This window comes from Tsukamurella sputi (assembly GCF_007858445.1).
GTDB classification, from domain to species: Bacteria; Actinomycetota; Actinomycetes; order Mycobacteriales; family Mycobacteriaceae; genus Tsukamurella; species Tsukamurella sputi.
On sequence record NZ_VIGV01000001.1, the window covers coordinates 170,333 to 195,912 of the forward strand.

The 25,580-nt window shown below is 71.8% G+C and carries 23 protein-coding genes; 10 read left to right on the top strand and 13 right to left on the bottom strand.

Annotated features, from left to right (window positions below):
• Positions 1-33: 33 nt before the first annotated feature.
• The 12 genes from murG to FK268_RS00880 form a co-directional block, all read right to left on the bottom strand.
• Positions 34-1,131 (bottom strand): undecaprenyldiphospho-muramoylpentapeptide beta-N-acetylglucosaminyltransferase, encoded by a 1,098-nt coding sequence (murG, locus tag FK268_RS00825; RefSeq protein WP_146430244.1) that lies wholly within the window; start codon positions 1,129-1,131, stop codon positions 34-36.
• A complete protein-coding gene (gene ftsW / locus FK268_RS00830; protein WP_146430246.1) occupies positions 1,125-2,822 on the bottom strand; it encodes a putative lipid II flippase FtsW in 1,698 nt (565 codons plus the stop codon). The genes murG and ftsW overlap by 7 nt, the downstream gene beginning before the upstream one ends.
• Positions 2,819-4,309 carry a UDP-N-acetylmuramoyl-L-alanine--D-glutamate ligase gene (gene murD, locus FK268_RS00835; protein ID WP_146430248.1) on the bottom strand — a complete coding sequence of 497 codons (1,491 nt, stop codon included), beginning with the start codon at positions 4,307-4,309 and terminating at the stop codon, positions 2,819-2,821. Before murD ends, ftsW begins: the two co-directional genes overlap by 4 nt.
• A complete protein-coding gene (mraY, locus tag FK268_RS00840; RefSeq protein ID WP_146430250.1) occupies positions 4,310-5,389 on the bottom strand; it encodes a phospho-N-acetylmuramoyl-pentapeptide-transferase in 1,080 nt (359 codons plus the stop codon).
• On the bottom strand, positions 5,386-6,957 hold the full coding sequence (locus FK268_RS00845) for a UDP-N-acetylmuramoyl-tripeptide--D-alanyl-D-alanine ligase (protein WP_146430252.1): 1,572 nt from the start codon (positions 6,955-6,957) through the stop codon (positions 5,386-5,388). The genes mraY and FK268_RS00845 overlap by 4 nt, the downstream gene beginning before the upstream one ends.
• Positions 6,954-8,510, bottom strand: a complete 1,557-nt coding sequence (locus FK268_RS00850; RefSeq protein WP_146430254.1) for a UDP-N-acetylmuramoyl-L-alanyl-D-glutamate--2,6-diaminopimelate ligase — start codon at positions 8,508-8,510, stop codon at positions 6,954-6,956. The genes FK268_RS00845 and FK268_RS00850 overlap by 4 nt, the downstream gene beginning before the upstream one ends.
• Positions 8,511-8,534: 24 nt before the next feature.
• Positions 8,535-10,370, bottom strand: a complete 1,836-nt coding sequence (locus FK268_RS00855; RefSeq protein WP_438695962.1) for a peptidoglycan D,D-transpeptidase FtsI family protein — start codon at positions 10,368-10,370, stop codon at positions 8,535-8,537.
• Between the two features lie 116 nt (positions 10,371-10,486).
• Positions 10,487-11,353, bottom strand: coding sequence for a cell division protein FtsL (ftsL, locus tag FK268_RS00860; RefSeq protein ID WP_146430257.1), 867 nt, complete (start codon positions 11,351-11,353; stop codon positions 10,487-10,489).
• The gene (gene rsmH, locus FK268_RS00865; RefSeq protein ID WP_146430259.1) at positions 11,350-12,357 is read right to left on the bottom strand and encodes a 16S rRNA (cytosine(1402)-N(4))-methyltransferase RsmH; all 1,008 of its coding nucleotides are present in this window, start codon (positions 12,355-12,357) and stop codon (positions 11,350-11,352) included. The genes ftsL and rsmH overlap by 4 nt, the downstream gene beginning before the upstream one ends.
• A gap of 153 nt (positions 12,358-12,510) precedes the next feature.
• Entirely contained in the window at positions 12,511-12,942 is a 432-nt protein-coding gene (gene mraZ / locus FK268_RS00870; RefSeq protein WP_126197196.1) for a division/cell wall cluster transcriptional repressor MraZ, read from the bottom strand.
• Positions 12,943-13,529: 587 nt separating this feature from the next.
• Positions 13,530-13,949 (bottom strand): SCO2097 family morphological protein, encoded by a 420-nt coding sequence (locus FK268_RS00875; protein ID WP_146430261.1) that lies wholly within the window; start codon positions 13,947-13,949, stop codon positions 13,530-13,532.
• Positions 13,950-14,055: 106 nt separating this feature from the next.
• Positions 14,056-14,469, bottom strand: a complete 414-nt coding sequence (locus FK268_RS00880; RefSeq protein ID WP_146430263.1) for an SAV_6107 family HEPN domain-containing protein — start codon at positions 14,467-14,469, stop codon at positions 14,056-14,058.
• 232 nt (positions 14,470-14,701) lie between these two features.
• Between FK268_RS00880 and FK268_RS00885 the strand changes: the two genes are divergently transcribed.
• From FK268_RS00885 to FK268_RS00900, 4 genes are read left to right on the top strand one after another with little or no spacing between them, the layout of a single operon-like run.
• A complete protein-coding gene (locus FK268_RS00885; RefSeq protein ID WP_146430265.1) occupies positions 14,702-15,316 on the top strand; it encodes a GNAT family N-acetyltransferase in 615 nt (204 codons plus the stop codon).
• A 13-nt stretch (positions 15,317-15,329) separates the two neighbouring features.
• Positions 15,330-16,907 (top strand): phytoene desaturase family protein, encoded by a 1,578-nt coding sequence (locus FK268_RS00890; RefSeq protein ID WP_146430267.1) that lies wholly within the window; start codon positions 15,330-15,332, stop codon positions 16,905-16,907.
• Positions 16,904-17,614 (top strand): LppM family (lipo)protein, encoded by a 711-nt coding sequence (locus FK268_RS00895; protein WP_146430268.1) that lies wholly within the window; start codon positions 16,904-16,906, stop codon positions 17,612-17,614. The genes FK268_RS00890 and FK268_RS00895 overlap by 4 nt, the downstream gene beginning before the upstream one ends.
• Positions 17,615-17,625: 11 nt before the next feature.
• Positions 17,626-18,570 carry an alpha/beta hydrolase gene (locus tag FK268_RS00900; RefSeq protein ID WP_146430270.1) on the top strand — a complete coding sequence of 315 codons (945 nt, stop codon included), beginning with the start codon at positions 17,626-17,628 and terminating at the stop codon, positions 18,568-18,570.
• Here the strand turns inward: FK268_RS00900 and metF are convergent.
• On the bottom strand, positions 18,567-19,499 hold the full coding sequence (gene metF, locus FK268_RS00905) for a methylenetetrahydrofolate reductase [NAD(P)H] (RefSeq protein WP_146430272.1): 933 nt from the start codon (positions 19,497-19,499) through the stop codon (positions 18,567-18,569). The genes FK268_RS00900 and metF overlap by 4 nt on opposite strands.
• A gap of 23 nt (positions 19,500-19,522) precedes the next feature.
• On the opposite strand from metF, the gene FK268_RS00910 reads away from it, so the two are divergent.
• The 6 genes from FK268_RS00910 (at position 19,523) to FK268_RS00935 (ending at position 25,575) form a co-directional block, all read left to right on the top strand.
• Complete coding sequence (locus FK268_RS00910; RefSeq protein ID WP_146430274.1) at positions 19,523-20,611, top strand: polyprenyl synthetase family protein; 1,089 nt, start codon at positions 19,523-19,525, stop codon at positions 20,609-20,611.
• Between the two features lie 107 nt (positions 20,612-20,718).
• Positions 20,719-21,726, top strand: a complete 1,008-nt coding sequence (locus FK268_RS00915; RefSeq protein ID WP_231706865.1) for an ABC transporter substrate-binding protein — start codon at positions 20,719-20,721, stop codon at positions 21,724-21,726.
• Between the two features lie 68 nt (positions 21,727-21,794).
• Positions 21,795-22,745, top strand: coding sequence for an ABC transporter permease (locus FK268_RS00920; RefSeq protein WP_438695963.1), 951 nt, complete (start codon positions 21,795-21,797; stop codon positions 22,743-22,745).
• Positions 22,732-23,760 carry an iron chelate uptake ABC transporter family permease subunit gene (locus FK268_RS00925; protein WP_193560225.1) on the top strand — a complete coding sequence of 343 codons (1,029 nt, stop codon included), beginning with the start codon at positions 22,732-22,734 and terminating at the stop codon, positions 23,758-23,760. The genes FK268_RS00920 and FK268_RS00925 overlap by 14 nt, the downstream gene beginning before the upstream one ends.
• Positions 23,757-24,566 carry an iron ABC transporter ATP-binding protein gene (locus FK268_RS00930; RefSeq protein WP_269434203.1) on the top strand — a complete coding sequence of 270 codons (810 nt, stop codon included), beginning with the start codon at positions 23,757-23,759 and terminating at the stop codon, positions 24,564-24,566. Before FK268_RS00925 ends, FK268_RS00930 begins: the two co-directional genes overlap by 4 nt.
• A gap of 61 nt (positions 24,567-24,627) precedes the next feature.
• Entirely contained in the window at positions 24,628-25,575 is a 948-nt protein-coding gene (locus FK268_RS00935) for a TIGR03564 family F420-dependent LLM class oxidoreductase (protein ID WP_146430276.1), read from the top strand.
• Positions 25,576-25,580 lie beyond the last annotated feature (5 nt).

Sequence of the window (25,580 nt, forward strand, 5' to 3'; positions counted from 1 at the left end):
GCAGCCGTTCGGGCAGCGCTCCGGTCGAGTCGGTCACGACTTCCGCCTCTCCTGTGCCAGTGCGAGGGCCGCGGCGGCGACGGTGCCCGCCGCGTCGCGGTGCCCGGTGCCGCCGGCCGCGGCGCTCATCGCGGCGAGCCGCTCCGCGTCGGTCGCGAGCGGGATCACGCTCTCGCGCACCAGGTCCGCCGTGAAGTCGGCGTCGTCGACGAGGAGTCCGCCACCCGCGGCGACGACCGGCCGCGCGTTGAGCGCCTGCTCGCCGTTGCCGTGCGCCAGGGGAACGTAGACCGCGGGCAGCCCGACGGCCGCGACCTCGGCCACCGTCATCGCGCCGGAGCGGCAGACGGCCAGGTCGGCGGCCGCGTACGCGAGGTCCATCCGCGACAGGTAGGGCACTGCGACGTATCCGGGCACGTCGACGTGCACGGAGTTCTTGGGTCCGTAGGCGTGCAGCACGCCGATGCCGGCGTCGGCGAAGTCCCGGGCGGCGCCGACGACACCGTCGTTGAGGCGGACCGCGCCCTGGCTGCCGCCGAAGACGAGGACGACGGGCCCGTCGGCCGGGAGCCCGAAGTGCGCCCGGGCCTCGGCGCGCAGGGCCGCGCGGTCGAGCCCGGTGATCGCGCCGCGCACGGGGATGCCGACCACCTCAGCGGCGACGCCCGAGCCCGGGACGGCGGCGAAGACCTTCGTGGCCAGCTTGGCGCCGACCTTGTTGGCGACTCCTGCACTGGCGTTGGCCTCGTGGATCACGATGGGCAGGCCCATGCTCCGGGCCGCGAGGTAGGCGGGCAGCGCGACGTAGCCGCCGAAGCCGACGACCACGTCCGCACCGGTCTCCCGGAGCACCTTCCGGGTCCGGCGCACCGCGCCGGTGAGAGTGAAGGGCAGCTTCGCGAGATCCTTGCCGGGCTTCCGCGGCAGCGGTACCGGCGGGATCATCTCGAGCGGGTAGCCGCGCTCGGGCACCAGGCGGCCCTCGAGGCCCTTCGGCGTGCCGAGAGCGGTGACCGCGGCGTCGGGCTGCAGTGCCCGGACGGCGTCGGCCACCGCGAGCGCGGGTTCGATGTGTCCTGCGGTGCCGCCACCGGCCACCACCACCGAAACCGATCGAGAGGAACTCACCACGCCCGTCTGCCCTTTTCCTGTCCTCGGCGCCGCTGCTGCGGCGCGGTCCGCTGCGATCCGGCGCGCTGGCCCCGCCACGGCTCCGACGTGCGCCCCTGCGAGCGCATCGGCGGGAGCTCGCGCCGCGGTGCCTGGCGCCGGGTCAGATTCTCGTCACCGTACGGGTGTCGATCGTACGGTGACGGGGCCGCCGGCCGCGAAGGCCCACGTCGCGCGGGCATCGGGCGGGGCTGGCGCGGCGCGGCTCCGCGGCCCGACGGGCGGTCGGGGCGCGGCGGGACGTACGGCAGGGGCTTCGGCAGGCGCAGCAGTCGCCCGGCCCGGCTCTCCCGGCCGCCGGCGAGCGCGGCGATGGCCTCGGGCTCGTGCCGGGCGGCGTTCGCGAGCAGCCCCATCATGAACAGCACGAGGATGACGGAGTTGCCGCCGGCGGAGAGCAACGGCAGCTGAATGCCCGTGACGGGCAGCAGGCCCACGACGTAGCCCATGTTGATGATCGCCTGCAGCGCGATCAGGGTCGTGATGGTGGCCGCCATGAGCCGCAGGAAGGGATCGGCCACCCGGCCCGCGATCCGCATGCCCACCCAGGTCAGGATGCCGAACATGAGGATGACGACGCCCGCCCCGAGGTAGCCCAGCTCCTCGCCGATGATGGCGAAGATGAAGTCGTTGTGCGCGTTGGGCAGGTAGCTCCACTTGGCGGTGGAGTTGCCCAGGCCGACACCGAACAGCCCACCGTCGGCGAGCGAGTACCGCGCCTGGTTCGACTGGTAGTTGGCGCCCAGGGCGTCGTCGGTGCGGCCGAGCCACGCCTGCACGCGCGCCGAGCGGTAGCCCTCCGCCAGCGCGAAGAAGACGCCGAGCAGGGTGAAGACCACGATGAGCGAGGCGATCAGCTTCGACGACAGCCCCGCGTAGTACAGGAGCATGGCGCCGATCGCGACGATGATCATGGCGGTCGACTGGTTCGGCTCGGCGACGACCAGCGCGGCCATGAGCACGACCACCGGACCGAGCGGCAGCAGCAGTTCCTTGAGGTTGCCCCTGCGGCCACGGTCCGCCAGCAGGTGCGCACCCCAGAGGATCAGCGCGACCTTGGCGATCTCCGAGGGCTGCAGGGTGAAGCCGCCCAGGTCGATCCAGCGGCGCGCGCCGCCGACCTTCGACCCGACGCCGGGCACGAGCACCGCGGCGAGCAGCGCGATCGAGACGAGCACGCCGCCGAGGGCGACCCGGCGCAGCAGCGCGGGCCGCAGGTACAGGGCGACGATGAAGGCGACCACACCGAGGCCGACGTAGATCAGCTGGCTGGTGAACTTGTCGTAGGGCGATCCCGTGGCGCTGATGTCCTCCACCGAGGACGCCGAGAGCACCATGATCAGGCCCATGACCGTGAGTACGGCGGTCAGCCCGAGCACCAGGTGGAAGGAGGCGAGCGGCCGGCGCAGCGCCGTCACGAGCCCCACGGCGGCGTTCCGCAGCAGGGAGGCGCCGCTCCGGGCGACGTCGGCGCCCGAGCGCGCCGCGGAGGCGGCGGCCGCCCCGCGGGATCCCACGCCGGCACCGCCGGTCGATGCGCCGGTGTCCTGGGGCTGCGCGTCGAACTCGGTGCTCTCGGGGGCGTTGATACCGCCGGGTGCGATGTCGGTGTCGGTGTCGGAGCTGGTGGCGGCCTTGCCGGCGCGGCTCACGATGCGTCCCCGAGGGCGCGGGCGGAGGCGGCGAAGGCATCGCCGCGGTGACCGTACGAGCGGAACATGTCGAGCGAGGCCGCCGCGGGCGCCAGCAGCACGACGGGCGCCGGGACCGGGCCCGATGCGGACGGGGTGGCCGGGAGCGCGGCGTCGGCGAGGCGGGCGGCTTCGCCGACGACCGTCGCCATCACCGCATCCGCATCGCCGGACACTCGAACATCGACTGCACCAGACGTCCCTACAGAACGGCTTGCATCATTAGTCACAGGAGACACAGGAACATCGTCGCCCGAAGACACCCGAACCACGGGGACATCGGGCGCGTGTCGCGCGAGTGAACCCGCGATTTCGTCCCGGTCCACGCCCAACAGCACCGCGCCCACGAGCCGGGACGCCACGCGCTGCACCAGCGGGTCGACGTCAGCGCCCTTGAGCTGACCGCCCGCGACCCACACCACCCGCTCGTGCGCCTCGATCGAGTTCAGTGCCGCGTGCGGGTTGGTGGCCTTGGAATCGTCGATGTAGGTGACGCCACGGACCTGCGCGACCGGCTCCGCGCGGTGCGCGCCCACCCGGAACGCGGCGAGCGCCTCGCCTGCTTGCGCCGCCGTCACGCCGACGGCCTGCGCCAGGGCGGTCGCCGCGAGGGCGTCCGCGATCCCGGCCGGTCCGCGCGGCGAGACCCGGTCGGCGGGCAGGATCGGGGCCCCCGCCGCGTCGACGAGGATGCCCTCGCGCACGCCGTACTCCCCCGCGCCGGGCTCCCCGGCGGTGAAGCCGACGGTGATGGCCCCTCGCAGGCCCGACGCCACCGGATCGTCGAGGCCGATCACGGCGAGTTCACCGGACAGCGCCCGCGCCTTGTCGGCCGTGTACGCGGCCATCGAGCCGTGCCAGTCGAGGTGGTCCTCCGCGACGTTGAGCACGACGCCGGCGCGCGGCCGGACCGACGGGGCCCAGTGCAGCTGGAAAGAGGACATCTCGACGGCGAGCACGCGCGGGTCGGCGTCGTCGCCGATCGCGTCGATCACCGGGCGGCCGATGTTGCCGCAGGCCACAGCCCGCGCTCCGGCCCGGAGCAGGATGGATTCGAGCATCTGCGTGGTCGTGGTCTTGCCGTTGGTGCCGGTCACCACGAGCCAGTCGCGCGGCGCCCCGAAGGCGCCGGCGCGGTCGATCCGCCAGGCCAGCTCGACGTCGCCGATCACCTCGACGCCCGCGGCCTGCGCCGCGACCACGACCGGGGCGGTGGGCCGGAAGCCCGGGGCGACGACGACCAGGTCGTAGCCGGACGGGTCGTGCCCGTCGAGATCGGCGACGACGATGCCCGGCATCTCGCCCGCGATCTTCTCCCGAGCGGCGGGCTTCCCGTCGGCGACGGTGACGGTGGCCCCGAGCCGGAGCAGGGCCCGGGCGACGGCGGGACCGGTCACACCCCCGCCCGCGACGAGGACGTGCGCGCCGGGGCCGGGGATCGTCGCCATCTAGCCGACCGCGCCGGAGCCGAGGAACTCGGCGTAGAAGAGCACGAGGCCCAGGCCGCAGGCGATGGCGGTGAGCAGCCAGAACCGGATGATGACCGTGGTCTCCGCCCACCCGGAGAGCTCGAAGTGGTGGTGGAAGGGCGCCATCCGGAAGACGCGGCGTCCCGTCGAGCGGAAGACCGCGATCTGGACGACCACCGAGACCATCTCGGCCACGAACAGGGCGCCCAGCACGACGGCGAGCAGCTCGGTGCGGGTGGTGATCGACAGGCCGGCGAGCAGGCCGCCCAGCATCAGCGAACCGGTGTCACCCATGAAGATCTTGGCGGGCGCGGCGTTCGACCACAGGAAGCCGAGGCAGGCGCCGCCCGCGGCGACCGCGATGAGCGCGAGGTCGAGCGGATCGCGCACGTCGTAGCAGCCGGCGACCTGCTTCGTCTCGCAGGCGTAGCGGAACTGCCAGAAGCTGATGAGCACGTAGCTGCCGAGGACCATCGCCATGGAGCCGGCCGCGAGGCCGTCGAGGCCGTCGGTGAAGTTCACGGCGTTCGACCAGGCGGAGACGACGAACCAGCAGAAGATCACGAAGACGAAGGAGTACATCCACAGCGTGTTGATGTCGCGCGTGTAGCTGAGGAACTGGCTGGCCGGGCGCACGCCGTTCGCGTTGGGGAACTGCAGCACCAGCACGCCGAAGATCACCGCCGCGATCGTCTGCCCGACGGTCTTCGCGGTCTTGTTCAGGCCCAGGTTGCGCTGCTTGCGCACCTTGATGAAGTCGTCGAGGAAGCCGACGATCGCCAGCGAGGTCGCGAGGCCGAGGACCAGCAGGCCCGAGGCGCTGGGTCCCGGGCCGGAGTTCCAGCCGAGCAGGTGCGCGCCCAGGTAACCCGCCCACAGCGCCACGACGATCGCGACGCCGCCCATCGACGGGGTGCCGCGCTTCTTCTGGTGGCTCTGCGGCCCCTCGACGCGGATCTCCTGACCGAAGCCCTGCCGGGAGAAGACCCGGATCAGGACGGGTGTGAGCAGGATCGCCACGGCCAGCGAGATGCCGCCCGCGAACAGGATCTGGATCACTTCGGTGACTCCCCGTTCTCGTGTTCATCGACTCGGTGTTCATCGGTGCGCGGGCCGGCCGTGCCCAGGTGCTCGGCGACCTCCCACATCTTCTCGGACTTCGACGCCTTGACCAAAACGAGGTCGCCCGGCGCCAGCTCGGCGCGCAGCCGCTCGACGGCCTCCTCGCGCGTGTCCACCCGCACGGCCTCACTGCCCCACGAGCCCTCCATCACGGCGCCCTGCCAGAGCGCGTGCACCGCGCGCGAGGTGCCGACGCAGATGGTCGAGGTGATGTCGAGCCGCACGAGGAAGCGGCCGAGCCGGTCGTGTTCGAGGATCGAGTCGTCGCCGAGCTCGCCCATCTCGCCCAGTACCGCGAAGGTCCGCCGGCGCTCACGGCCGGGTAGGCGCTCCCCCGCCTCGTCGTGCTCGGACATGAGCACCAGGCTGCGGAGCGCGGCGCGCATCGCGTCGGGGTTGGCGTTGTAGGTGTCGTTGACGACGGTGACCCCGCCGTCGGTGGTGAACACGTCCATCCTGCGCGGGGACGCGGCCCCCGCGGCCGACAGCGCCTCGGCCACCTGGGCGACGCTCGCGCCGCATTCCAGGCCGACGGCCGCTGCGGCCAACGCGTTGTGCACCTGGTGTTCGCCGTGCACCTTGAGCGCGACGGGCGCCTCGCCCGACGGGGTGCGCAGGGTGAAGGAGGCGCGGGCCTGCCCGTCGATGCGCACGTCGACCGCGGCCACCTCGGCCCCTGCGGCACCGGATTCGCCGCCCGTGCCGCCCGTGCCGTAGAAGACCACCCGCGCCGCGGTCCTCGACGCCATGGCGGCCACGGCCGCGTCGTCCGCGTTGAGGATCGCGAGCCCGTCCGCCGGCAGCGCCTCGACCAGCTCTCCCTTCGCGCGGGCGATGGCCTCGCGGGAGCCGAACTCGCCGAGGTGGGCGGTACCGACGTTGAGCTCCACGCCGATCCGGGGCGGCGCGACCTTCGCCAGCGCGGCGATGTGCCCCTCGCCGCGGGCCGACATCTCCAGCACCAGGAACTTCGTCGACGCGGTGGCGCGCAGCGCGGTCCAGGGGTGGCCGATCTCGTTGTTGAAGGAGCCGGGCGGCGCCACGGTCTCGCCGAGCGGCCGCAGCACGGCGGCGATGAGGTCCTTGGTCGACGTCTTCCCCGCGGAGCCCGTGACGCCGACGACCGTCAGCCCGGCGGCGGCGAGGGCCTTCGTGCAGTGCGCGGCCAGGTCGCCGAGCGCCTTCAGCACCGCGGCGCCCGCGCCGTCGGTGTCGTTCTCGAGGGCCATCACGCGGTTGTCCGTCTCACCGGAGACGGGGACGACGATCGCCGGGACACCGACGGGCCGGGCGCCGAGCACCGCGACCGCACCCTTCTCGATCGCCGTCGCTGCGAAGTCGTGCCCGTCGACGCGGGCGCCGGGCAGCGCGAGGAACAGGCCGCCGGGGCCGATCTCGCGGGAGTCGAATTCGACGGTGCCGGTGACCTTCACCTCCGGGTCCGGCACGTCGTGCAGGGTGCCGCCGACGACGGCGGCGACCTCGCGCAGAGTGAGTTCGATCATGCGCGGGCCTCCCCCGCGGCACGCGCCTCGAGCGCGGCCGCCACCTCGTCACGATCGTCGAAGGGGTGCTTGACGCCGTCGATCTCCTGGCCGGCCTCGTGCCCCTTGCCGGCGACGAGCACCACGTCGCCGGTGCGGGCCCAATTCACGGCCTCGACGATGGCGGCGCGCCGGTCGCCCACCTCGCGCACCTCGCCGCCGCCGACGACGGCGCGCGCACCCGCGAGCACGGCGGCGCGGATCGCGGCCGGATCCTCGGTGCGCGGGTTGTCGTCGGTGACGATCACCAGCTCGGCGGCGCGCGCCGCGGCCTCGCCCATGAGCGGCCGCTTGCCGCGGTCGCGGTCGCCACCCGCGCCCACGACGACGACGATGCGGCCGGCGGTCTGCCCGCGCAGCGTCGCGATCACGGCGTCGAGCGCGGCGGGCTTGTGCGCGTAGTCCACGACGGCGAGGAAGTCCTGGCCGCGGTCGATGCGCTGCACCCGGCCGGGCACGGCGACGGCGCCGATCCCGCGGATCGCGTCGGCCAGCGGCACGCCGGCCTCCTGGGCGATGACCAGCGCCAGCGCGGCGTTGGCGACGTTGTAGGCGCCGGGCAGGCCGACGACGGCGGAGTAGCTCTGCCCGTCCGGGCCGCTGAGGGTGAACCGCTGGGTGCCGTCGGAGTGCGCCGCGACCTCGCCGGCGGTCCAGTCGGCCGGCCCCGTGGTGGCGACGGTGACCAGCGGCAGCCCGGCTGCGCGACGCAGCTCGGCCATGCGGTGGCCCCACTCGTCGTCGACGCAGATCACCGCGCGCTCACAGGCCTCCGGCCCGATGAAGAGCAACGACTTCGCAGCGAAGTAGTCCTCCATCGTGGGGTGGTAGTCCAGGTGGTCCTGGCTGAGATTGGTGAACGCGCCCACCGCGAACCGGCTGCCGCCCGCGCGGTTCTGCGACAGGGCGTGCGAGCTGACCTCCATGACCGTCGCGGTCACGCCGCGCTCCACCATGGACGCGAACAGCCCCTGCAGCGCGGTGCCCTCGGGCGTGGTGAGCGAGCTCGGGACGTCCACCCCCGCGATCCGGGTCCCGACGGTGCCGATCAACCCCGTCGGGTTGCCGCCCGCCGCGAGCGCCGCCTCGACCAGGTAGCTGGTGGTGGTCTTGCCGGACGTGCCGGTGATGCCGACGAGCGTCATCCGCGTCGACGGTGCGCCGTAGACGACGGCAGCGACGGGGCCGAGGACCGAGCGCGGGTCGGCGTGCAGCAGGACGGGGACGTCGAGGCCGTCCTCGGCGAGGAGCGCGGCACCGTCGGCGTCGGTGAGGACCGCCACGGCCCCCGCCTCGATCGCGCCGGCGGCGAAGCGTGCGCCGTGCGTGGCGGTGCCGGGGACGGCGCAGAAGAGGTCGCCCGGGCGCGCGTCCTGAGCGCGCACCGTCGCCCCCGTCAGCAGGACGCCGGCGGCGTCCGCGCCGGCGAGGGTGACGCCCGCGACCTGCGCTACGACCTCGGCCGGCGTGGCTCCGCGGGAATGAGCTGGACGTGTGAGAGTCGATTCGGGCACCGGTAGATCCTACCCGTCGGTTAACTACTTCCCGGCCACCAGCGTCAACGGTTGCGCGGGCGGCGAGAGCGGGACGCCGTACTTCTGCAGCAGGAACGAGGCGATGTCGTGGAACAGCGGCGCCGCGGACTGCCCGCCGGTGCCGTCGGAGCTCCGGGTGGGCGCGTCCATCATCAGGCCGATCACGAAGCGCGGGTCGTTCGTCGGGGCGACGCCCGCGAAGGTGATGTTGTACAGCGAGTTCGAGTACGCCTTCGTCACCGGATCGACCTGCTGCGCGGTGCCGGTCTTACCGCTGATCTGGTAGCCCTCGACCGCACCGGGCGCGCCGGTGCCCTGCTGGTAGCCCATGGGGTCCTTCTGCAGCGCGGCGCGGAACATGTCCAGCACGGTGCGGGCGGTCTCGGGGCTCATCACCCGGACCGGCTCGGCGCCGGAGGCGGGGTCGGCGGCACCGTCGACCTCCTTGATGATGCGCGGCGGGATCCGCACCCCGTCGTTGGCGAGCGCCTGGTACATCCCCGCCATCTGGAGCACCGTCATCGACAGGCCCTGGCCGATCGGCAGATTGGCGAACGTGCCGCCGGACCACTGGTTGCGCGCGGGGACCGCGCCCCCGGATTCGCCGGGCAGGCCGACGCCGGTCGCCTGGCCGAGACCGAAGCGGTTCACGTAGTCGGCGAAGGCGTCCTCACCGACGCGCTGCGCGAGCATCAGGGTGCCGACGTTGGACGACTTACCGAAGACGCCGGTGGTGGTGTACGGCTCGGTGCCGTGCGCCCACGCGTCCTTGACGGTGACGCCCGCCATCCGGATCTGGCCGGGGACCTGCAGCACCTCGTCGGGCTTGGTCTTCCCGCCGTCGATCGCGGCCACGGCGGTGATCAGCTTGTTCACCGAGCCGGGCTCGAAGGGCGTGGTCACGGCGAGGTTGCCGGTGCGCGCCGAGGCCGCCTGATTGTTCATCCCGAGCGACGGGTTGAAGGTGTTGTCCACGCCCATCGCGAGCACCTGGCCGGTCTTGGAATCGAGCACCACCGCCTGCACGCTCTTCGCGCCGGACTTGGCCTTCGCCTGCGCGACGGCCTGCTGCACGAAGAACTGGACGTCGTTGTCGAGGGTCAGCACGATGCGCGCACCGTTCGCGGCGGGATGGACATCGCGGGTGCTGCCGGGGATGACGGCGTTGTCGGAGCCGCGGTCGTAGGTCCGCGAGCCGTCGGTGCCGGCGAGGATCGAATCGAGGGAGGACTCGAGACCGATGAGGCCCTGTCCCTCGAAGCCGGTGGTACCCACGATGTTCGCCGCGAGCGAGCCGCCCGGGTAGTTGCGGATCGACTGTCGCTCGGCGCCGACCTCCTCGTACTCGTCGGTGATCGCGGACGCCTTGGCGGGGTCCACTCCCCGGGCCAGGTAGACGAAGGTGTCGTTGCCGCGCATCTGCTCGAGCAGCTTCTGCTCGTTCACGGAGTCTCCGAGGACGGAGACGATCTTCTTGGCGATCTGCTGCAGCCGGTCGTCGACGGTGACGGGATCGTCGGACTTCGGGTTCTCCTTCTTCGCCTCGACCGCCTTGTCGTACTTCTCCTGGATCTGCTTGCGCACGATCACGGGCTGCATGGTCAGCGACTTCGCCTCCATGGTGAAGGCGATCGGCTGCCCGGAGCGGTCGGTGATCGATCCGCGCACGGCCGGCAACACCTCCTTGACCTGGCGCTGGCTCTCGGCCTTCGCGGAGAGCGACGGCGCCTGCACGAACTGGACCACGCCGAGCCACATCGCGATGACGGCGAAGACCGCCACGATCACCCAGCCGCCGAGCCGGGCGCGGCCGGTGAAGGCGGTGGACACCTCCGGCACCCGTCCGCCCTTGACGCGGGCGCGGGCCGACTGCGGTCCGGGCTTCGGTGCGGCCGTGCGGGCCGAGCCGGAGCGCGCGGTCGGCCGGGTCTTCGTCGGCTGGCGCTGGGCGCGGGTCACCGGGGCGTCCCCTGCACCGGTGCCTGCGGCGCCGGGCTCGGGGTCGGTGCCGCGGCCGGGTTCTGCGCCGGGCTCGGGGCGGGGCTCTGAGCGGCCGGCGACGGTACGGTCGTCGGCGCGTTCACGACGGTCGGGCTGCCGGGGTTCATGGTGACCAATTGTTCCCCGCCCGCAGGCGCGGGCCCGGGATTCCCGGCGACCGGCGTGCCGGATCCGTTGGACGTGGCGCCGCTCGGATCACTCGTGCGCTGGGCCGGCGGATTCAGCGGGGGCTTGGCGGCGCCGGTCGCGGGTGCGGGCTTGCCGACGACGACCACCGCGCCGCCCTCCTTGCCGACGAGCACCGGGACCGTGCCGGCCGGGATCATGCCGAGGGCCGTCGCGCGCTCGGCGAGGCCGGGTGCGCTCTCCCCCGACTTCACGTCGCGCTCGAGCGCCGCCTTCTGCTCGGAGAGGGAGGTGTTCACGGCCTCCCGCTTGCGGAGGTCGTAGGAGTTCTCGGCGCTCCCGGTGGACAGCCACAGGGTCAGGCCCAGGCCCGCGCAGACCAGCGCGATCAGGGCCAGCACGAAGGGAACGCGGCGCACCACGCCCGCGGGCCGGGGCAACCGGGACAGGATCCCGGTGGATTCTGCGGCGTCGCGGTGGCGCCGCAGCGCGCGCTCGGCCGGGGTCTCCCGCAGGGTGCCGCCCGCGTCGAGGACGGCACGCTGCTGCTCCAGGCGCTTCTGCCGGCGTTCCAGGGCGCGCTGCGCGGAGCTCGACCGGGGCCGCGAGGTGTCGCGGTCGTCGCGGCGCGCCGGAGCCCGCCGGGTCCGGGTGTCCGGAGTCGACGGTGCCTGGGTCACGTTCGGTGCGGTCATCGCGCGCTCCTCGTGCTGCGGGTCCGGTCGGTGGGGTTCTCGAGACGACGTGCCGCGCGCATGCGCACGGGGGCCGCCCGCTGGTTCTCCGCGATCTCGTCGTCGGTGGCGCGCTCGGCACCGCGGGTGAGCAGTTCGAAGGTCGCGCCGGTGCCGGGCAGTTCGACGGGGAGCCCGGCGGGCGTGGTCGACCGCGTGCGCTCGGTGAGCGCGGCCTTGACGATGCGGTCCTCGAGCGACTGATAGCTCAGGAAGACGATCCGGCCGTCGGGGGCGAGCGCATCGAGTCCCTGCGGGACCGCGGCCTCCAGCGAGGCAAGCTCGGCGTTGACCTCGATGCGCAGGGCCTGGAAGGTGCGCTTGGCGGGATGCCCTCCCGTGCGCCGGGCCGGCGCGGGGATCGTCGCGTAGAGGAGTTCCACGAGTCGCCCGCTGGTGGTGAAGGGCTCCTTCTCGCGCTCCTTGAGGACCGCCGAGGCGATCTTGCCGGCGAAGCGCTCGTCGCCGTAACGCTGCAGGATCCGTGCGAGATCGCCGTGGGAGTAGGTGTTGAGCACGTCGGCCGCGGTCAGCGGGTCCTCGGCGTTCATCCGCATGTCGAGCGGCGCGTCGACGGAGTAGGCGAAGCCGCGCTCGGGCCGGTCGAGCTGCATGGACGAGACCCCGAGGTCGAACAGGATCGCGTCGACGCCCGGCCCCCCGGCCGCCCGCGAGAGGCCCAGCTCGTCGAGGGCGTCGGCCATGCCGTCGTAGCGGGTGTGGACGGGGATGAAGCGGTCACCGAAACGGGCCAGTCGCGCGCCGGCGATCTCGTGCGCATCGGTGTCGCGATCGAGGCCGACGACACGGGCCTGCGGAAAGGATTCGAGGATGAGCTCGGAGTGCCCGCCCGCGCCGAGCGTGGCGTCCACGTAGACGGCGCCGTCGTGCTGCAGGGCCGGGGCGAGGAGCTCGCGCACGCGGGTCGCGAGGACCGGCACGTGGCCGAAGAACTCGTCGGACATGGCTCCTCCAGGGCACACGGTGGCGTTCGGTGGGTTCTGGCGGATGGAACGGGGTCCCCGCCCGACCCGTACCTGGCGTTGGGGAAGTACGTCAGGGCCGGTTCGGGCGCAGGCCTCGGTCCACCTCGACCGGGCCGCGCGAGAGCGCGGTTGTCAGAAGATCGCCTTGAGCGATTCGGACTGCGGCTGTGCGTAGTCGTCTTCGTGCTGTGCCTGGTAGGCGTCCCACGCCTCCGCGTCCCAGATCTCCAGGAACCTCCGCGATCCGACGACGACGCACTCCTTGGTCAGGCCTGCGTAGCGCCGGTGATCGGCCGAGAGCGAGATCCGACCTTGAGAATCGGGCCGCTGATCGTCCGAGCTGGCGAAGAAGTTGCGGTAGAAGGCGCGTCCCGCTGGGTCGGTCCATTCGATGGCATCCGCCTTCTCGGCGATGCGCTCGAACTCCGCCTTCGGGTACACCGTGAGGCTTCGATCCTGTCCTTTCGTGATCGTCAGCCCACCCGCCAGTTCCTCGCGGTACTTCGCGGGGAGGGTGAGCCGTCCCTTGTCGTCGAGCTTCGGCGTGTAGGTACCCGTGAACATCACGGTCACCTCCCGCCTACCCCGAGGGGTTGTCACTGGATCGAGACTTCAGACTATCGCGTCTTTCTCCAGTGCGCCCCACATTACCCCACTGTTCTCCACTTTCAACCACATCGCCGCGCGTTTCGCGGCGTTTTCTCAGAGTTGTGGCAGGTCAAACGCGTGGTGCGAAGTGGGGGGCGCGAAACGCACCGGCGTGGCGAACTTCGTCACACCCGCGGTCAAGCGTCGCGATCAGCGCGACTGGGGTGACGACTGGGACTGGATTGACACCAGCTGGGCACACGGTGGGGAGATGTGGGGAATCTCAGTGGGGTGAAGTGGGGAGCCCGGGAAACGGCGTGGTCGCAGCGGTGGGACGCAGCAGGTATCACGCGCTGCGGGTAGGCGGCCGGCTCGCAGCGAGCACCTCGCGCAGGCCGCTGCGAATCCACGGCTGAGACGCACACGAGGCCACATCTGACCTCCTGTTCAGTTGAGCCGTGGATTCACAGCGGGCGAGGTCGCGAGACCCCGGCGATTTCGCTCACAGCGCAACGAAAAGAGCCGCCGACCATCAGGTCGGCGGCTCTTTCAGGCGCTCAGGTTCACGGGAAGCGGCGGCGGAAGCGCTCCTCCATACGGGCGACGAAGGACTGTCCGGAGGCACGGACGTCGCCGGCGGACCGCCGGCGACCCGACGGGGCGCGGACCGACCCGTCATCCTCGACGGTGCCACGCGGACCCTTGGCCGTGGGCCCCGACCACAGTGCGTAGACCACGGACCCGAACATCAGCAGGAAACCGATGAGGCCGACGATCACGGTGTACTCGACCTTACCCAGCAACATTCCTGCGATGAGCAGCATCAATCCGACCGCGAAGCCGATCGCGGCGATGACGCGACGCCTACCCGTCGCACCGGCGAACCGGCCGCCGCGCACGTTCGACGCGAACTTCGGATCCTCGGCGTAGAGCGCGCTCTCGATCTGATCGAGCATGCGCTGCTCGTGCTCGGAGAGTGGCACGTTCCCCTCCTTCAGCACTCATGGGGTCCAACTCCTCCCTTCATGATACGAGGCTCACGACCCGACGACCACCATCCACCGAAGAATGAGCGTTCGCTGTGAGAAATCAGGCGGCGCGGCTCAGGTCCGACTCGACGGAATTCAGGAAGGTCTGCACGCGCGAGTGCAGGACCTCGACCTCGTCCGCCCCGACGGTGCGGGCCGTGGTCTCCAGCGCGGCCACCACGCCGGACACCGCGGTGAAGTACGCGACCCATTCCGCGTACCCCGGCGCGGCCTTCGCGAGCCGCAGCCAGGCGTTGCGCGTGGGGCGACGCACGCCGGTCTCCCGCTCGGCGAGCAGCGCGGCCGCACCGCGCAGGGCGGCGTGATAGATCTCGCGGTACTGATCGGCCGGGGCGGGCGAACCGCCGGCACGGGCCAGGAACTGATCCGCACGGTCGAGGATGCGCGCCGCGCCCGACTCGCCCATGCGACGACGGGAACCGACGTGATCGATCCGTGCCTTCGATTCGACCATGACCTTCCTCCTGCTCCGTGGAACTTCTGCGCTGTTACTCCGTGTTGTATCGGACGGGACTGACACGTAACGCTTCCCTCGTTCCGCGGCAGTCCCGCCCGCCGGACCGGGATCGGCGACCGAAGCCCCGGCGCCAGAACGTGTGCACCAATCCGATGGTCCGCGATCGAACAATCATTCGATCACTTCTAATATAGCGTGAGTGTCCGAGACGTCAAGGGAGAGGAAGTCCGTGACCGCAGTGCCCGCGCAGCAACCGCGGATCCACGTCCTGTCCCCGCAGGACGCCACCCTGTGGCTGCCCGCCGCCCTGCAGATCTACGTGGCCGCCATGGACTACCCCGCGGGTACGGAGTCGCACCGGCTGCCGATGTGGCGCGAGCACCTCAACCGGCCCGGCTACGCCGCCTTCGGCGCCGTGCAGGCGCTGCCCACCGAGGACGGCCGGATGGTCGACCACCTGGTGGGCATCGCCTACGGCTACAGCGGCGCAGGCGATCAGTGGTGGAACCGGCAACTGCGCGTGGGGCTGGGCCGGCGCGGGCTCTCCCAGCCGGAGATCGACGCGGTGGCCGCCGACTACTTCGAGCTCACCGAGTTGCACGTGCATCCCGCGGCCCAGGGGCACGGCGTGGGTTCGGCCCTCCTGGGCGCTCTCCTGGCGGGCCGCCCCGAGCCGCGCGTGCTGCTCTCCACGCCGGAGGTCGCCGCCGAACAGAACCGGGCCTGGCGCCTGTACCGCCGCACCGGCTTCTACGACGTGCTGCGCGACTTCCGCTTCTCCGGCGATCCGCGCCCGTTCGCCGTCCTCGGCCGCGACCTCCCCTTCGCCCCGCCGGCGCCGTGAACCGGATCGCGCCGTGATCACCGAGGTCGACGTGGCCGTCGTCGGCTCGGGCCACAACGCGCTGGTCGGCGCGGCGTACCTGACGGCCCAAGGCCGCTCCGTGGCGGTCTTCGAGGCCGACACCGTGCCGGGCGGGGCGGTGAGCACCGTCGAACGGTTCCCGGGCTACCGGATCGATCGCGGCTCGTCGGCGCACCTGATGTTCCGGCACACCGGCATCGCCGAGGAGCTCGACCTCGCGGCGCACGGCCTGCGCTACCTGGACTGCGATCCCTGGGCCTTCGCGCCCGGCCCGCCGGGCACCACCGCACCGCCGATCGTCTTCCGGCAGGACCTGGACGCCACTGCGGAATCCATCGCCGCGGCCTGCGGGCCGCGGGAGGCGGCGGCGTACCGTCGCTTCGTGGCGGACTGGACGCCCCGCGCGCGGGCCACCATGGCCGCGTTCGGCTCCTCCCCCAGCGCACCGCGGCTCGGCCGCGCCTTCTGGCCCACCAAAGGGCGCGCGAGCATCACGCAGATGTCGCGCACCTACCTCGCCTCGGGTGATCAGCTGCTCGACGAGTACTTCGACGACGAACGCCTCAAGGCCGCCCTGGCCTGGTTCGGCGCGCAGTCGGGCCCCGCGATGAGCGAACCCGGCACCGCACCCATGATCGGCTTCGCCGCCCTCATGCACACGCTCCCGCCCGGCCGCGCCGTCGGCGGCAGCGGCGCGCTCACCCGCGCCCTGATCGGCCGCCTGACGGCCGACGGGGGCACTGTCGAGCTGGAGACGCCCGTGACGGCCCTGCGCCGGTCCGGCCGAGGGTGGGAGGTCACCGTCGCCGCGCCCGACGGTGACCGCACCGTCCGGGCCCGCACCGTGCTCGCCGGATGCCACGTCCTGACCACGCTGGACCTCCTGGAACGCGGTGGCTACGACGCCGCGCGCCTGTCCGGCTGGCGCCGGAGCATCCAGGTCGGGCCGGGTGTGGGCATGGTGCTGCGGCTGGGCACCACGGCCCCGCCGGCCTTCGACGGGGTGCCCCTGGCCGAGCAGGCCGGACTCGGCCTGCTCACGGCGGACCGCGGCCACCTCGCGCGCGCCCGCGGCGACATGCTGGCCGGGGACGCGCCCCGCCGGCCCGCCGTGCTGGCGATGACCTTCTCCGGCCTGGACCCGTCGATCGCGCCGCCCGGCCGGCACACCACGACCCTGTGGGCGCAGTGGTACCCGTACGCGCTCGCGGAGGGCGCGTGGGCGGATGCCGCGGAGCGGGAGGCGGACCGGATCGTCGCGGAGACGGGGCTCTGGGCGCCCGGCTTCGCGGAGTCGATCGAGCATCGCTTCGTACAGACCCCGGCGACGTTGGAATCCGAACTGGGCCTGCTCGGCGGGAACGTCATGCACGTCGAGATGGCGCTGCACAACATGCTGCTCTTCAGGCCGGTCCCCGAGCTCGCGGGCGGGCGGGTCCCGGGTGCGCCCGGACTCGCGCTGGCGGGCGCGTCGATGCACCCGGGCGGCGGCGTGAACGGATCGAGCGGGCGGATCGCGGCGCGGCTGCTCGCCCGCGACCTGGGACACCTGGCACGATGGCGACCGTGACTCTCCGAAGGATGCTCGCGGCGTTGGCGGTCCTGCTGCTGGTCGCCGCCCCCGCGGCGTGCTCGGGTCCCGGCGCCGGCGACCGCATGTCCGGCAAGATCGTGGCGGCCCAGACACCCGCGTCGAACCCGCAGGGACCGCAGATCGCGGCACCCGGCGAGCTGAAGGGCCTCGCGGAGGTCAAGGCGTACGACTCGAACGGCAAAGTCGGCACGCAGATGATCTTCGAGACGATCACCTTCGGCCAGTTCAATCAGGTCGGCGACGTGGTCTCCCAGGCCTTCGACACCTCGGCGGCGTCGATCAAGATGCGGGTGCAGCGCACCGGCGGAACGGTGGTCCTCTCCGGCACCGCAGACCTCTCCGCCCTGTCGCCGAACTCGGCCGTGATCGTGGTCTCGCTGCAGTTCCCCGGCCCGGTGACCGCCACCAACGGCCAGCAGGAGGCCGACGACCTCGTGACGTGGACGCTCAACGCCGGCACCTCCGCGGCGCTCACCGCTGAGGCCGAGTACGCGGATCCGTCGATCGCCTCGTTCACGACCTGGGCGTGGATCACGGCGCTGGTCTCGCTCCTGGCCGCCGCCGTCGTGACCGGGATCGCCTACGTACGGCGCGACCGCAGCCCGAAGCCCGGCCAGGAGAGCGCCGAGCCGGAGTCGCTCGTCGAACTGCCGCAGTGGTTGCGCCAGAAGCTGAACCGATAGACGGGACGTCCGTGAACTACGCCGAACAGTCCGCGTGGCGGACCATCCAGGAGTTCCTCCCCGCGTCGTACCGGCTGACGCCGGACACCGAGCCCGACGAACAGTGGTGGGAGCACCGCGGCCATCGCATCCACCTCGACGTCTACCGGAACCCCGCTGCAGCGGTGAAGGTGATCCTGCTCCACGGCGTGGGCACCAACGGCCGCCAGATGTCGACGATCCTCGGCCGGCCGCTCGCGGAACGCGGCTTCGAGACCGTGGCGATCGACATGCCCGGCTACGGCCTCACCGAGGTCGCGCCCGGTGCCCCGGTCGTCTACGACGACTGGGTGCGCATCGGCTCCGACCTCGTGGACGCCGAACTCGCGAAGGACGACCGGCCCGTGGTCCTCTACGGACTGTCGGCGGGTGGCATGGAGACCTACCACGTCGCGTCCATCAATCGCCGGGTCAGCGGGATCGTCGGGATGACCTTCCTGGACCAGCAGTCCCCGGCGGTGCGACGCGAGACGGCCTTCGACCCCGTCACCGGCAGCCTCGGAGCGCCCGTGATGAAGGCGCTCGCCCGCACGCCGCTGCGGACCGCCAAGGTGCCGATGAGGCTGGTCAGCAAGATGCGGGCCCTGGTCAACGACCCGGCGGCCAAACGCGCCTGCTACGCCGACCGCACCTCGGCCGGTAACAGCGTGACGGTGGCCTTCCTCGATTCCTACCTGAACTTCCGGCCCGCGGTCGCGCCCGAGGACTTCGACACCTGCCCGGTCCTCCTCACGCAGCCGGCCGCGGACAGGTGGACGCCGCTCGAGCTCTCGGCGCCCTTCCTGGACCGGATCAACCGCGTCCCCGTGACGACGGTGCTGCTCGAGAACGCGGGCCATTACCCACTCGAACAGCCGGGCCTGGACACGATGGTCGAGACGATCGCGGCCTTCGCGGCGGGACGCGCCCCGGGCTAGACGCCGACCGGCAGCATCCCGAGGTTCTCGAGCACCTCGGACGTCGCCTTGGCGAAGTTCAGGGTGCAGAAGTGCAGCGCCGGGGCGCCCTCGGCGATGAGCCGCTCCCCCATCCGGGTCGCGATCTCGATGCCGACGGCGCGCACGGCCGCGCGGTCCTCCTCCGGGCCGTCGCCGGCGGCGGCGCGCAGCTCGTTGCGCATCGCGTCGGGGATCTTCGCGTTCGACAGCTCCGCCATGCGCGAGACCGACTTCAGCGAGGTGATCGGCATGATGCCCGGGATCAGCGGCTTGGCGCCCTGCTCCGGGTCGAACGCGGCGACGTCGTCGCGCAGGCGCAGGTAGTCGTCGACGTCGAAGAACATCTGCGTGATGGAGTAGTCCGCGCCGGCCCGCAGCTTGTTCGCGAAGTAGCGGATGTCGGATTCGCGGTTCGGCGAGCGGTGGTGGCCCTCGGGGAAGGACGCGACGCCCACGTGGAAGTCGCCCAGCTCGCGCACCAGCTCGACGACCTCACAGGCGTACTTGAGCCCCTGGGGATGGCGCACCCAGCGGCCCAGCGGATCGCCGGGCGGATCGCCGCGCAGCACGAGCACGTTGCGCACGTCCTGGTCGGCGTACGCACCCATGAGCGCGCGCAGCTCCGAGATGCTGTGGTTCACCGCGGTCAGGTGCGCCACCGGCAGCAGGGTGGTCGACGCGGCGATCTCGCCCGTGACGCGGACGGTGCGATCGCGGGTCGAGCCGCCCGCGCCGTAGGTCATCGAGACGAAGGCCGGGTCCATCCGCTCGAAGGTGCGCACCGCGCGCCACAGCCGGGCCTCGCCGTCGGCGTCGCGCGGCGGCATGAACTCCACCGAGAACGGCATTCGGCCGCTCGCGCGCACGGCGTCGAGGCGGTCGAGTACGGTCCGGCTTTGTTCGGTCACGCTTTCAGAATAGGTTTGCCGGTATGACGCTGCCCGTCGCCCCGCCCCAGACCTCCCTCACGGACATCGCGGCGGCCGTGCAACCGGCGCTCGAATCCTTCCTCGAGGAGCGCCGTGACCTGGTCGAACCCGTCGGCCCGGTGTTCTCCGAGGCCACTGCGGGACTGGAGCGCTTCATTTTGCGCGGCGGTAAGCGTATTAGGCCGGCGTTCGCGTGGACGGGGTGGCTGGCGGGCGGCGGCGAGGCCGACGGGGACGTCGCCCGGGCCGCCCTGCGGGCCTGTTCCTCGCTCGAGTTCGTCCAGGCGTGCGCGCTGATCCACGACGACATCATCGACGCCTCGCTGACCCGTCGCGGCTTCCCCACCACGCACCGCGAATTCGCGCAGCTGCACGCGGAGCGGGGCTGGTCGGGCTCGTCGGAGAAGTTCGGCGAGGCGACGGCGATCCTCCTCGGCGACCTCGCCCTGGCCTGGGCCGACGACATGTTCCTCGGCGCCGGGCTGGCACCGGAGCGCTACCTGCGCGCCGCACGCGCCTGGGCCGCGATGCGCACCGAGGTCCTGGGCGGCCAGCTGCTCGACATCGTGAGCGAGGCCTCGCGCGATGAGTCCGAGGCGGCGGCGGAGCGCGTCGTCCGTTTCAAGACGGCCGGCTACACCGTCGAGCGGCCGCTGCACGTGGGCGCGGCGCTGGCCGGGGCGTCCGACGAGGCGATCGCCGCCCTGCGCGGCATCGGGGTGGACCTCGGCGTGGCCTTCCAACTGCGCGACGACCTCCTGGGCGCCTTCGGCGATCCCGCGATCACGGGCAAGCCGTCGGGCGACGACCTGCGCTCCGGCAAGCACACGCCCATGCTGGCGCACGCCCTCGCGACCGGCGGCGATGCCGCGGACGAGCTGCGCGCGCTGGTCGGCACCGATCTCGACGACGCCGGCGTCGAGCGCGCCCGCGCCGCTCTCCGCACCACCGGGGCACCGTCGGCCATGCAGGCGCGGGTGGAGGAGCTGACGGCCCGGGCCACATCCGCCATCGCCGAGGCGCCCATCGCCGACGGTGCGCGGCCCGTCCTGGCACGGCTCGCGGCGGTCCTGGTCGACCGCTCGGCGTGATCGCGATCGCCTGAGTTAGGCAAACCTAGCCACTTCTGGGTATGGTTCCGTTTACCTAAGCCTCTTTACTGTTGGCTTACGGTGTCCGTCTTGAAGCAAGAACGAGAATGGAGTCACCCCGCATGTTCACCCGCTTCCGCAAGGCCGCTCCCGTCGCGGCGGCGCTGATGGCGACCGGCCTCGTCTTCGCCGGCTGCTCGACCACCGGCTCCGACGAGGACAAGCCCGCCGCCGGCGAGAAGATCACCGTCAGCACCAACAAGGGCGAGGTCCAGGTCCCCAAGAACCCGAAGCGGGTCGTGGTGCTCGACAACACCAGCGCCGAGACCGTCAAGGCCATGGGCGTCACCCCCGTCGCGATCCCCAAGGGCCTGTTCGCCAAGAGCGTCCTGGGTGACTGGATCAACAACGCGGACATCAAGGACACGGGTACCCACGCGGAGCCGAAGCTGGACGTGCTCGAGGACGTCAAGCCCGACCTGATCATCGGCGGCTACCGCTTCGCCAAGGCCGAGGGCGACATCAAGAAGATCGCCGAGAAGACCGGCGCCGCCTTCATCGACATCGCCGCCGAGGACAGCGCGCCCAAGGGCCGTGTCGAGACCATGCGCGATTCCACGATCACGCTGGGCAAGATCTTCGGCAAGGACGAGCAGGCCAAGCAGATCGTCGCCGACTTCGACAAGAAGCTCGACGCGGCCAAGGCCCAGGCCACCGGCCAGACCGTCTTCCTGTCGATCGTCAATGGCGGCAAGATCGACAACGGCGCCAAGCGCATGCAGCCCTTCGTCGCCCCGCTGAACCTCAAGGACGTCTTCGCGGGCAGCGCGGGCGATCACCACCAGAACTCGGGCCTCACGCCCGAGGCGATCGCCCAGGCCAACCCGCAGTGGGTCATCGTGATGGACCGCGACGCCGCGGTCCCGCCGACCGACGGCAGCAAGCCGCAGACCGCCGCCGAGACCTTCAAGGCGCAGCAGGCCTTCGCAGGAGTCGAGTTCCAGCAGAAGGACCGCATCTTCTACCTGGACAACGACTTCTACATCCGCGAGGGCATCCAGGACTACGGCGAGAACTACGCCAAGCTCGCTGAGGCCATCGCCGCCAAGAAGTGACGGCCACCGCCACTGACGCTCCCGCCCGGGCGGGTTCCCGGAAGGGGACCCGCCTGGGTCGCGTCGCTCTGCCCCTCCTCGCCGTCGCCTGCGTGGCCCTGCTGTGCGCCTCGCTGCTGACCGGCGAGTACCGCATCACACTCGCGGGCCTCTTGTCCGGCGACGACGAGATGTGGCGCATGTTCTTCATCTCCCGCGTGCCCCGCACGGCCGCACTGGTCTTCGCCGGCCTCGCGATGAGCTTCTCCGGCGTCATCATGCAGCGATTGACCCAGAACCGGTTCGTGGAGCCGACGACGGCCGGGACCGCCGAATGGGCAGGGCTGGGCGTGCTGCTGTGCATGCTCTACCTGCCCGGCGCCTCGCCGTTGGTGCGGATGCTGTTCGCCACCGCGACCGCCTTCGTGGGCACCATGATCTTCCTCGGATTCCTCTCCCGGATCCGCGCCCGCCGCTCGGCCATCGTGCCCCTGGTGGGCCTCATGCTGGGCGCCGTGGTCAGCGCCATCACCACCTACCTGGCGATCGGCGCCAACCTGCTGCAGGCCGTGACCTCCTGGCGTTCGGGCGGTTTCGCGCACATCGTGCGTGGCTTCTACGAGCCGCTGTGGGCGGTCGCGATCATCGCGGTGGCCACCTACGTGTTCGCGAACTACTTCACCATCGCCGGATTGGGCAAGGACGTCGCGACCTCGCTGGGCCTGCGCTACGGCCTGACGATGGGCGTCGGCGTCACCATGGTCGCCCTGGCGACCGGTGTCACCAGCGTGGTCGTCGGATTCATCCCGTTCCTCGGCCTGGTGGTGCCGAACCTGATCAGCGCGCTGCGCGGCGACGACGTGCGCAGCGGACTGCCGTGGGTCGCGGTGCTGGCCACCGTGCTCATCGTGGGCTGCGATCTGATCGGCCGGGTGGTGGTGCGGCCCATGGAGATCCCCGTCTCGGTGATCATGGGCGTGATCGGCACCATCACCTTCCTCACCATCGTGCTCTCGAGGAGGAACCGTGTCGCTCTCTGAAATGGCCTCGGCGCCGTCCATCGACGGCCGCACTACGCGCGTGGGCTGGCGCGCCCGACTCGCCATCGCGGGAACGCTCGCGGCCGTGAGCCTTGCGCTCTACCTGCTGATGCGCACCGGCGCGGACGACGTCCTGCGCTGGGACTTCCAGTTCGGCCTGTCCTTCGAGCGGCGTGTCCGCACCGCCACCGCGATCCTCATCGCCGCGTTCGCCGGGGCGATCTCGACGGTGCTCTTCCACACCGTGACGCACAACCGGATCTTGACGCCGGAGATCATCGGCCTCAACTGGCTGTACGTACTGATCCAGACGGTGGGCGTCTCCGTGGTGGGCAGCCGATTCGTGGACAACGGGGATTCGGTGCCGCAGTTCCTGGCCCAGACCGTGACCATGGTGCTCTTCGCCGCGGTGCTGTACGGCTGGCTCTTCTCCGGCCGGTTCGGGAGCATGTTCCTGCTCCTCCTCGCGGGCGTGGTGCTGGGCCTCGCCTTCCGGTCGATCTCCGAGTTCCTGCAGCGCCTGCTCTCCCCCACCGATTTCGACGCGCTCTCGATCAAGCTGTACGGCCGCCTGACGGCGGTGAACGCGGATCTGCTGCCGATCGCCGGAGCCGCCTGCGTGATCGTCGGCGTGATCGTCTGGCAGCGGCGCCGCGTGCTCGACGTGCTGCTGCTCGGCCGCGATCCCGCGGTGGCACTCGGCGTACGGCACCGGTACGAGCTGACGCTGGCCCTGGTGCTCATCGCCGTCCTGGTCTCGGTGAGCACCGCCCTGGTGGGTCCGATGATGTTCTTCGGCTTCATCATCGCCACGCTGGCCTACCAGCTGGCGGGCGACTGGCGGCACCGCGCGACATTGCCGATGGCCTTCCTGATCGGCGTGATCATGCTCGCCGGCGGGCAGTTCATCCTGCACAACATCTTCTACGCCAACGGGATGCTCACGGTGATCATCGAGTTCGTCGGCGGAATCCTGTTCCTCGCCATGCTGTTCCGCCGGAAGGGGACCATGTGAACAACAGCCTGAAAGACGTCACCGCCTCGACGGACACCGTCTCCGCGCTCGCCTTCACGGATCTGACGAAGAAGTACGCCGAGACCGTCGTTCTGGGCCCCGTCTCCGGGGAGTTCTCCCGGGGCGGCGTCACGGCGCTCGTCGGCCCGAACGGCGCCGGCAAGTCCACGCTGCTCACCATCCTGGGCCGGCTGCTCACCCCGGACTCCGGCACGGCGCTGCTCGAGGGCACCGACATCGGCACGATGAAGCCCACCGAGGTGGCCCGCAAGCTCGCGATCCTCCGGCAGGAGAACGGCGTCAACGCCCGCTTGACGGTGCGCGACCTCGTCGCCTTCGGCCGGTTCCCGCACAGCCGGGGGCGGATGACCGCGGACGACGAGCGGCACGTCGACGAAGCCCTGGGCTTCCTGGGCCTGACGGAGCTGTCCGACCGATTCCTCGACGAACTCTCGGGCGGGCAGCGGCAGCGCGCCTACGTCGCGATGACACTGGCCCAGGACACCGACGTGATCCTGCTCGACGAGCCCCTCAACAACCTCGACATGCGGCACCAGGTGGGCATGATGCGCCGCCTGCGCCGCGCCGCCGACGAGCTGGGCAAGACGATCATCCTGGTGGTGCACGACCTCAACTTCGCGGCCGCCTACGCGGACCGCATCGTGGCGCTGAAGAACGGCACCATCGCGGCGTCGGGCGCACCGTCGGAGATCATGACCGGCGAGCTGCTCACCGAGATCTTCGAGACCCCCGTCGCCGTGCACGTCCTCGAGGGCGGGCCGGTGGCGGTGTACGCGGGGCTGTAGAGCCACGATCACCGAGGGCGCAACCCTGGCGCCGGTCGCCCACGGGGAGCACGCTTCGGGCATGGTCTCCAGGCTCCCCGTCGACGTCGGCGTCGCGCTGTGGCAGCGCCCGCGGGCCGACAACCACGTCGCCGACATCGTCGATCAGGCGCGCACCGTGCACGGGCTCGGCGTCCCCGCGGTGTGGTTCGGGCAGCGCCAGGACCACGACGCGACGACGCTCGCGGCCGTCGTCGGGGCGCAGGTCCCCGGGCTGCGGGTGGGCACCTCGGTGGTACCGCTCGGGCCGCGGCACCCGCTCGTGCTCGGCGCCCAGGCGCAGACCGCGAACGCCGCGAGCGGCGGCCGGTTCACGCTCGGTGTCGGGGTCGCGGGACCGGATCGGGACCGGCGCACCTTCGGCGTGAGTGCCGAACGGCCGATCGGTCACCTCCGGGAGGCGCTCGCCGTCCTGGACGACTACCGGACGACGGGCGTCGTCGACCACGCCGGCGACCAGCTGACCGCACGGACGGCGGCACCGTCGGCGATCGCGGGCGGGGGCGGCTTCGGCCTGCTGGTGGCCGCACTCGGCGAGCAGGCGCTCCGCGCAGCGGGCGAGCTCGCGGACGGGTCGATCCCCTTCCTCACGGGCCCGCGGACGATCGCGGAGCGCGTCGTCCCCGGCCTCCTGCAGGGCTCGGGCGGTGCGCCCCGCCGGGTGGTAGCGGGCGTCGTGGTCGTGGTCACCGACGACGCCGACCGGGTGCGCGAAGCCGTACGCCCGGCGCTCGACTTCTACACGACGGTGCCGTCCTACCGGTCGGTGTTCGCGGCGGAGGGCATCGCGCATCCGCTCGAGCTCGCCCTCATCGGCGACGAGGAGACCGTCACGCGGGGGCTGCGCCGCTACGTCGACGCGGGCGCGACCGAGCTCTACGCCACCCAGACCGATCTCGGCGGCCCGGAGGACCAGCGACGCACGTGGGATCTGCTGGGCGCGCTGACCCGCGACCGAAGCGCGGGATGACGCCG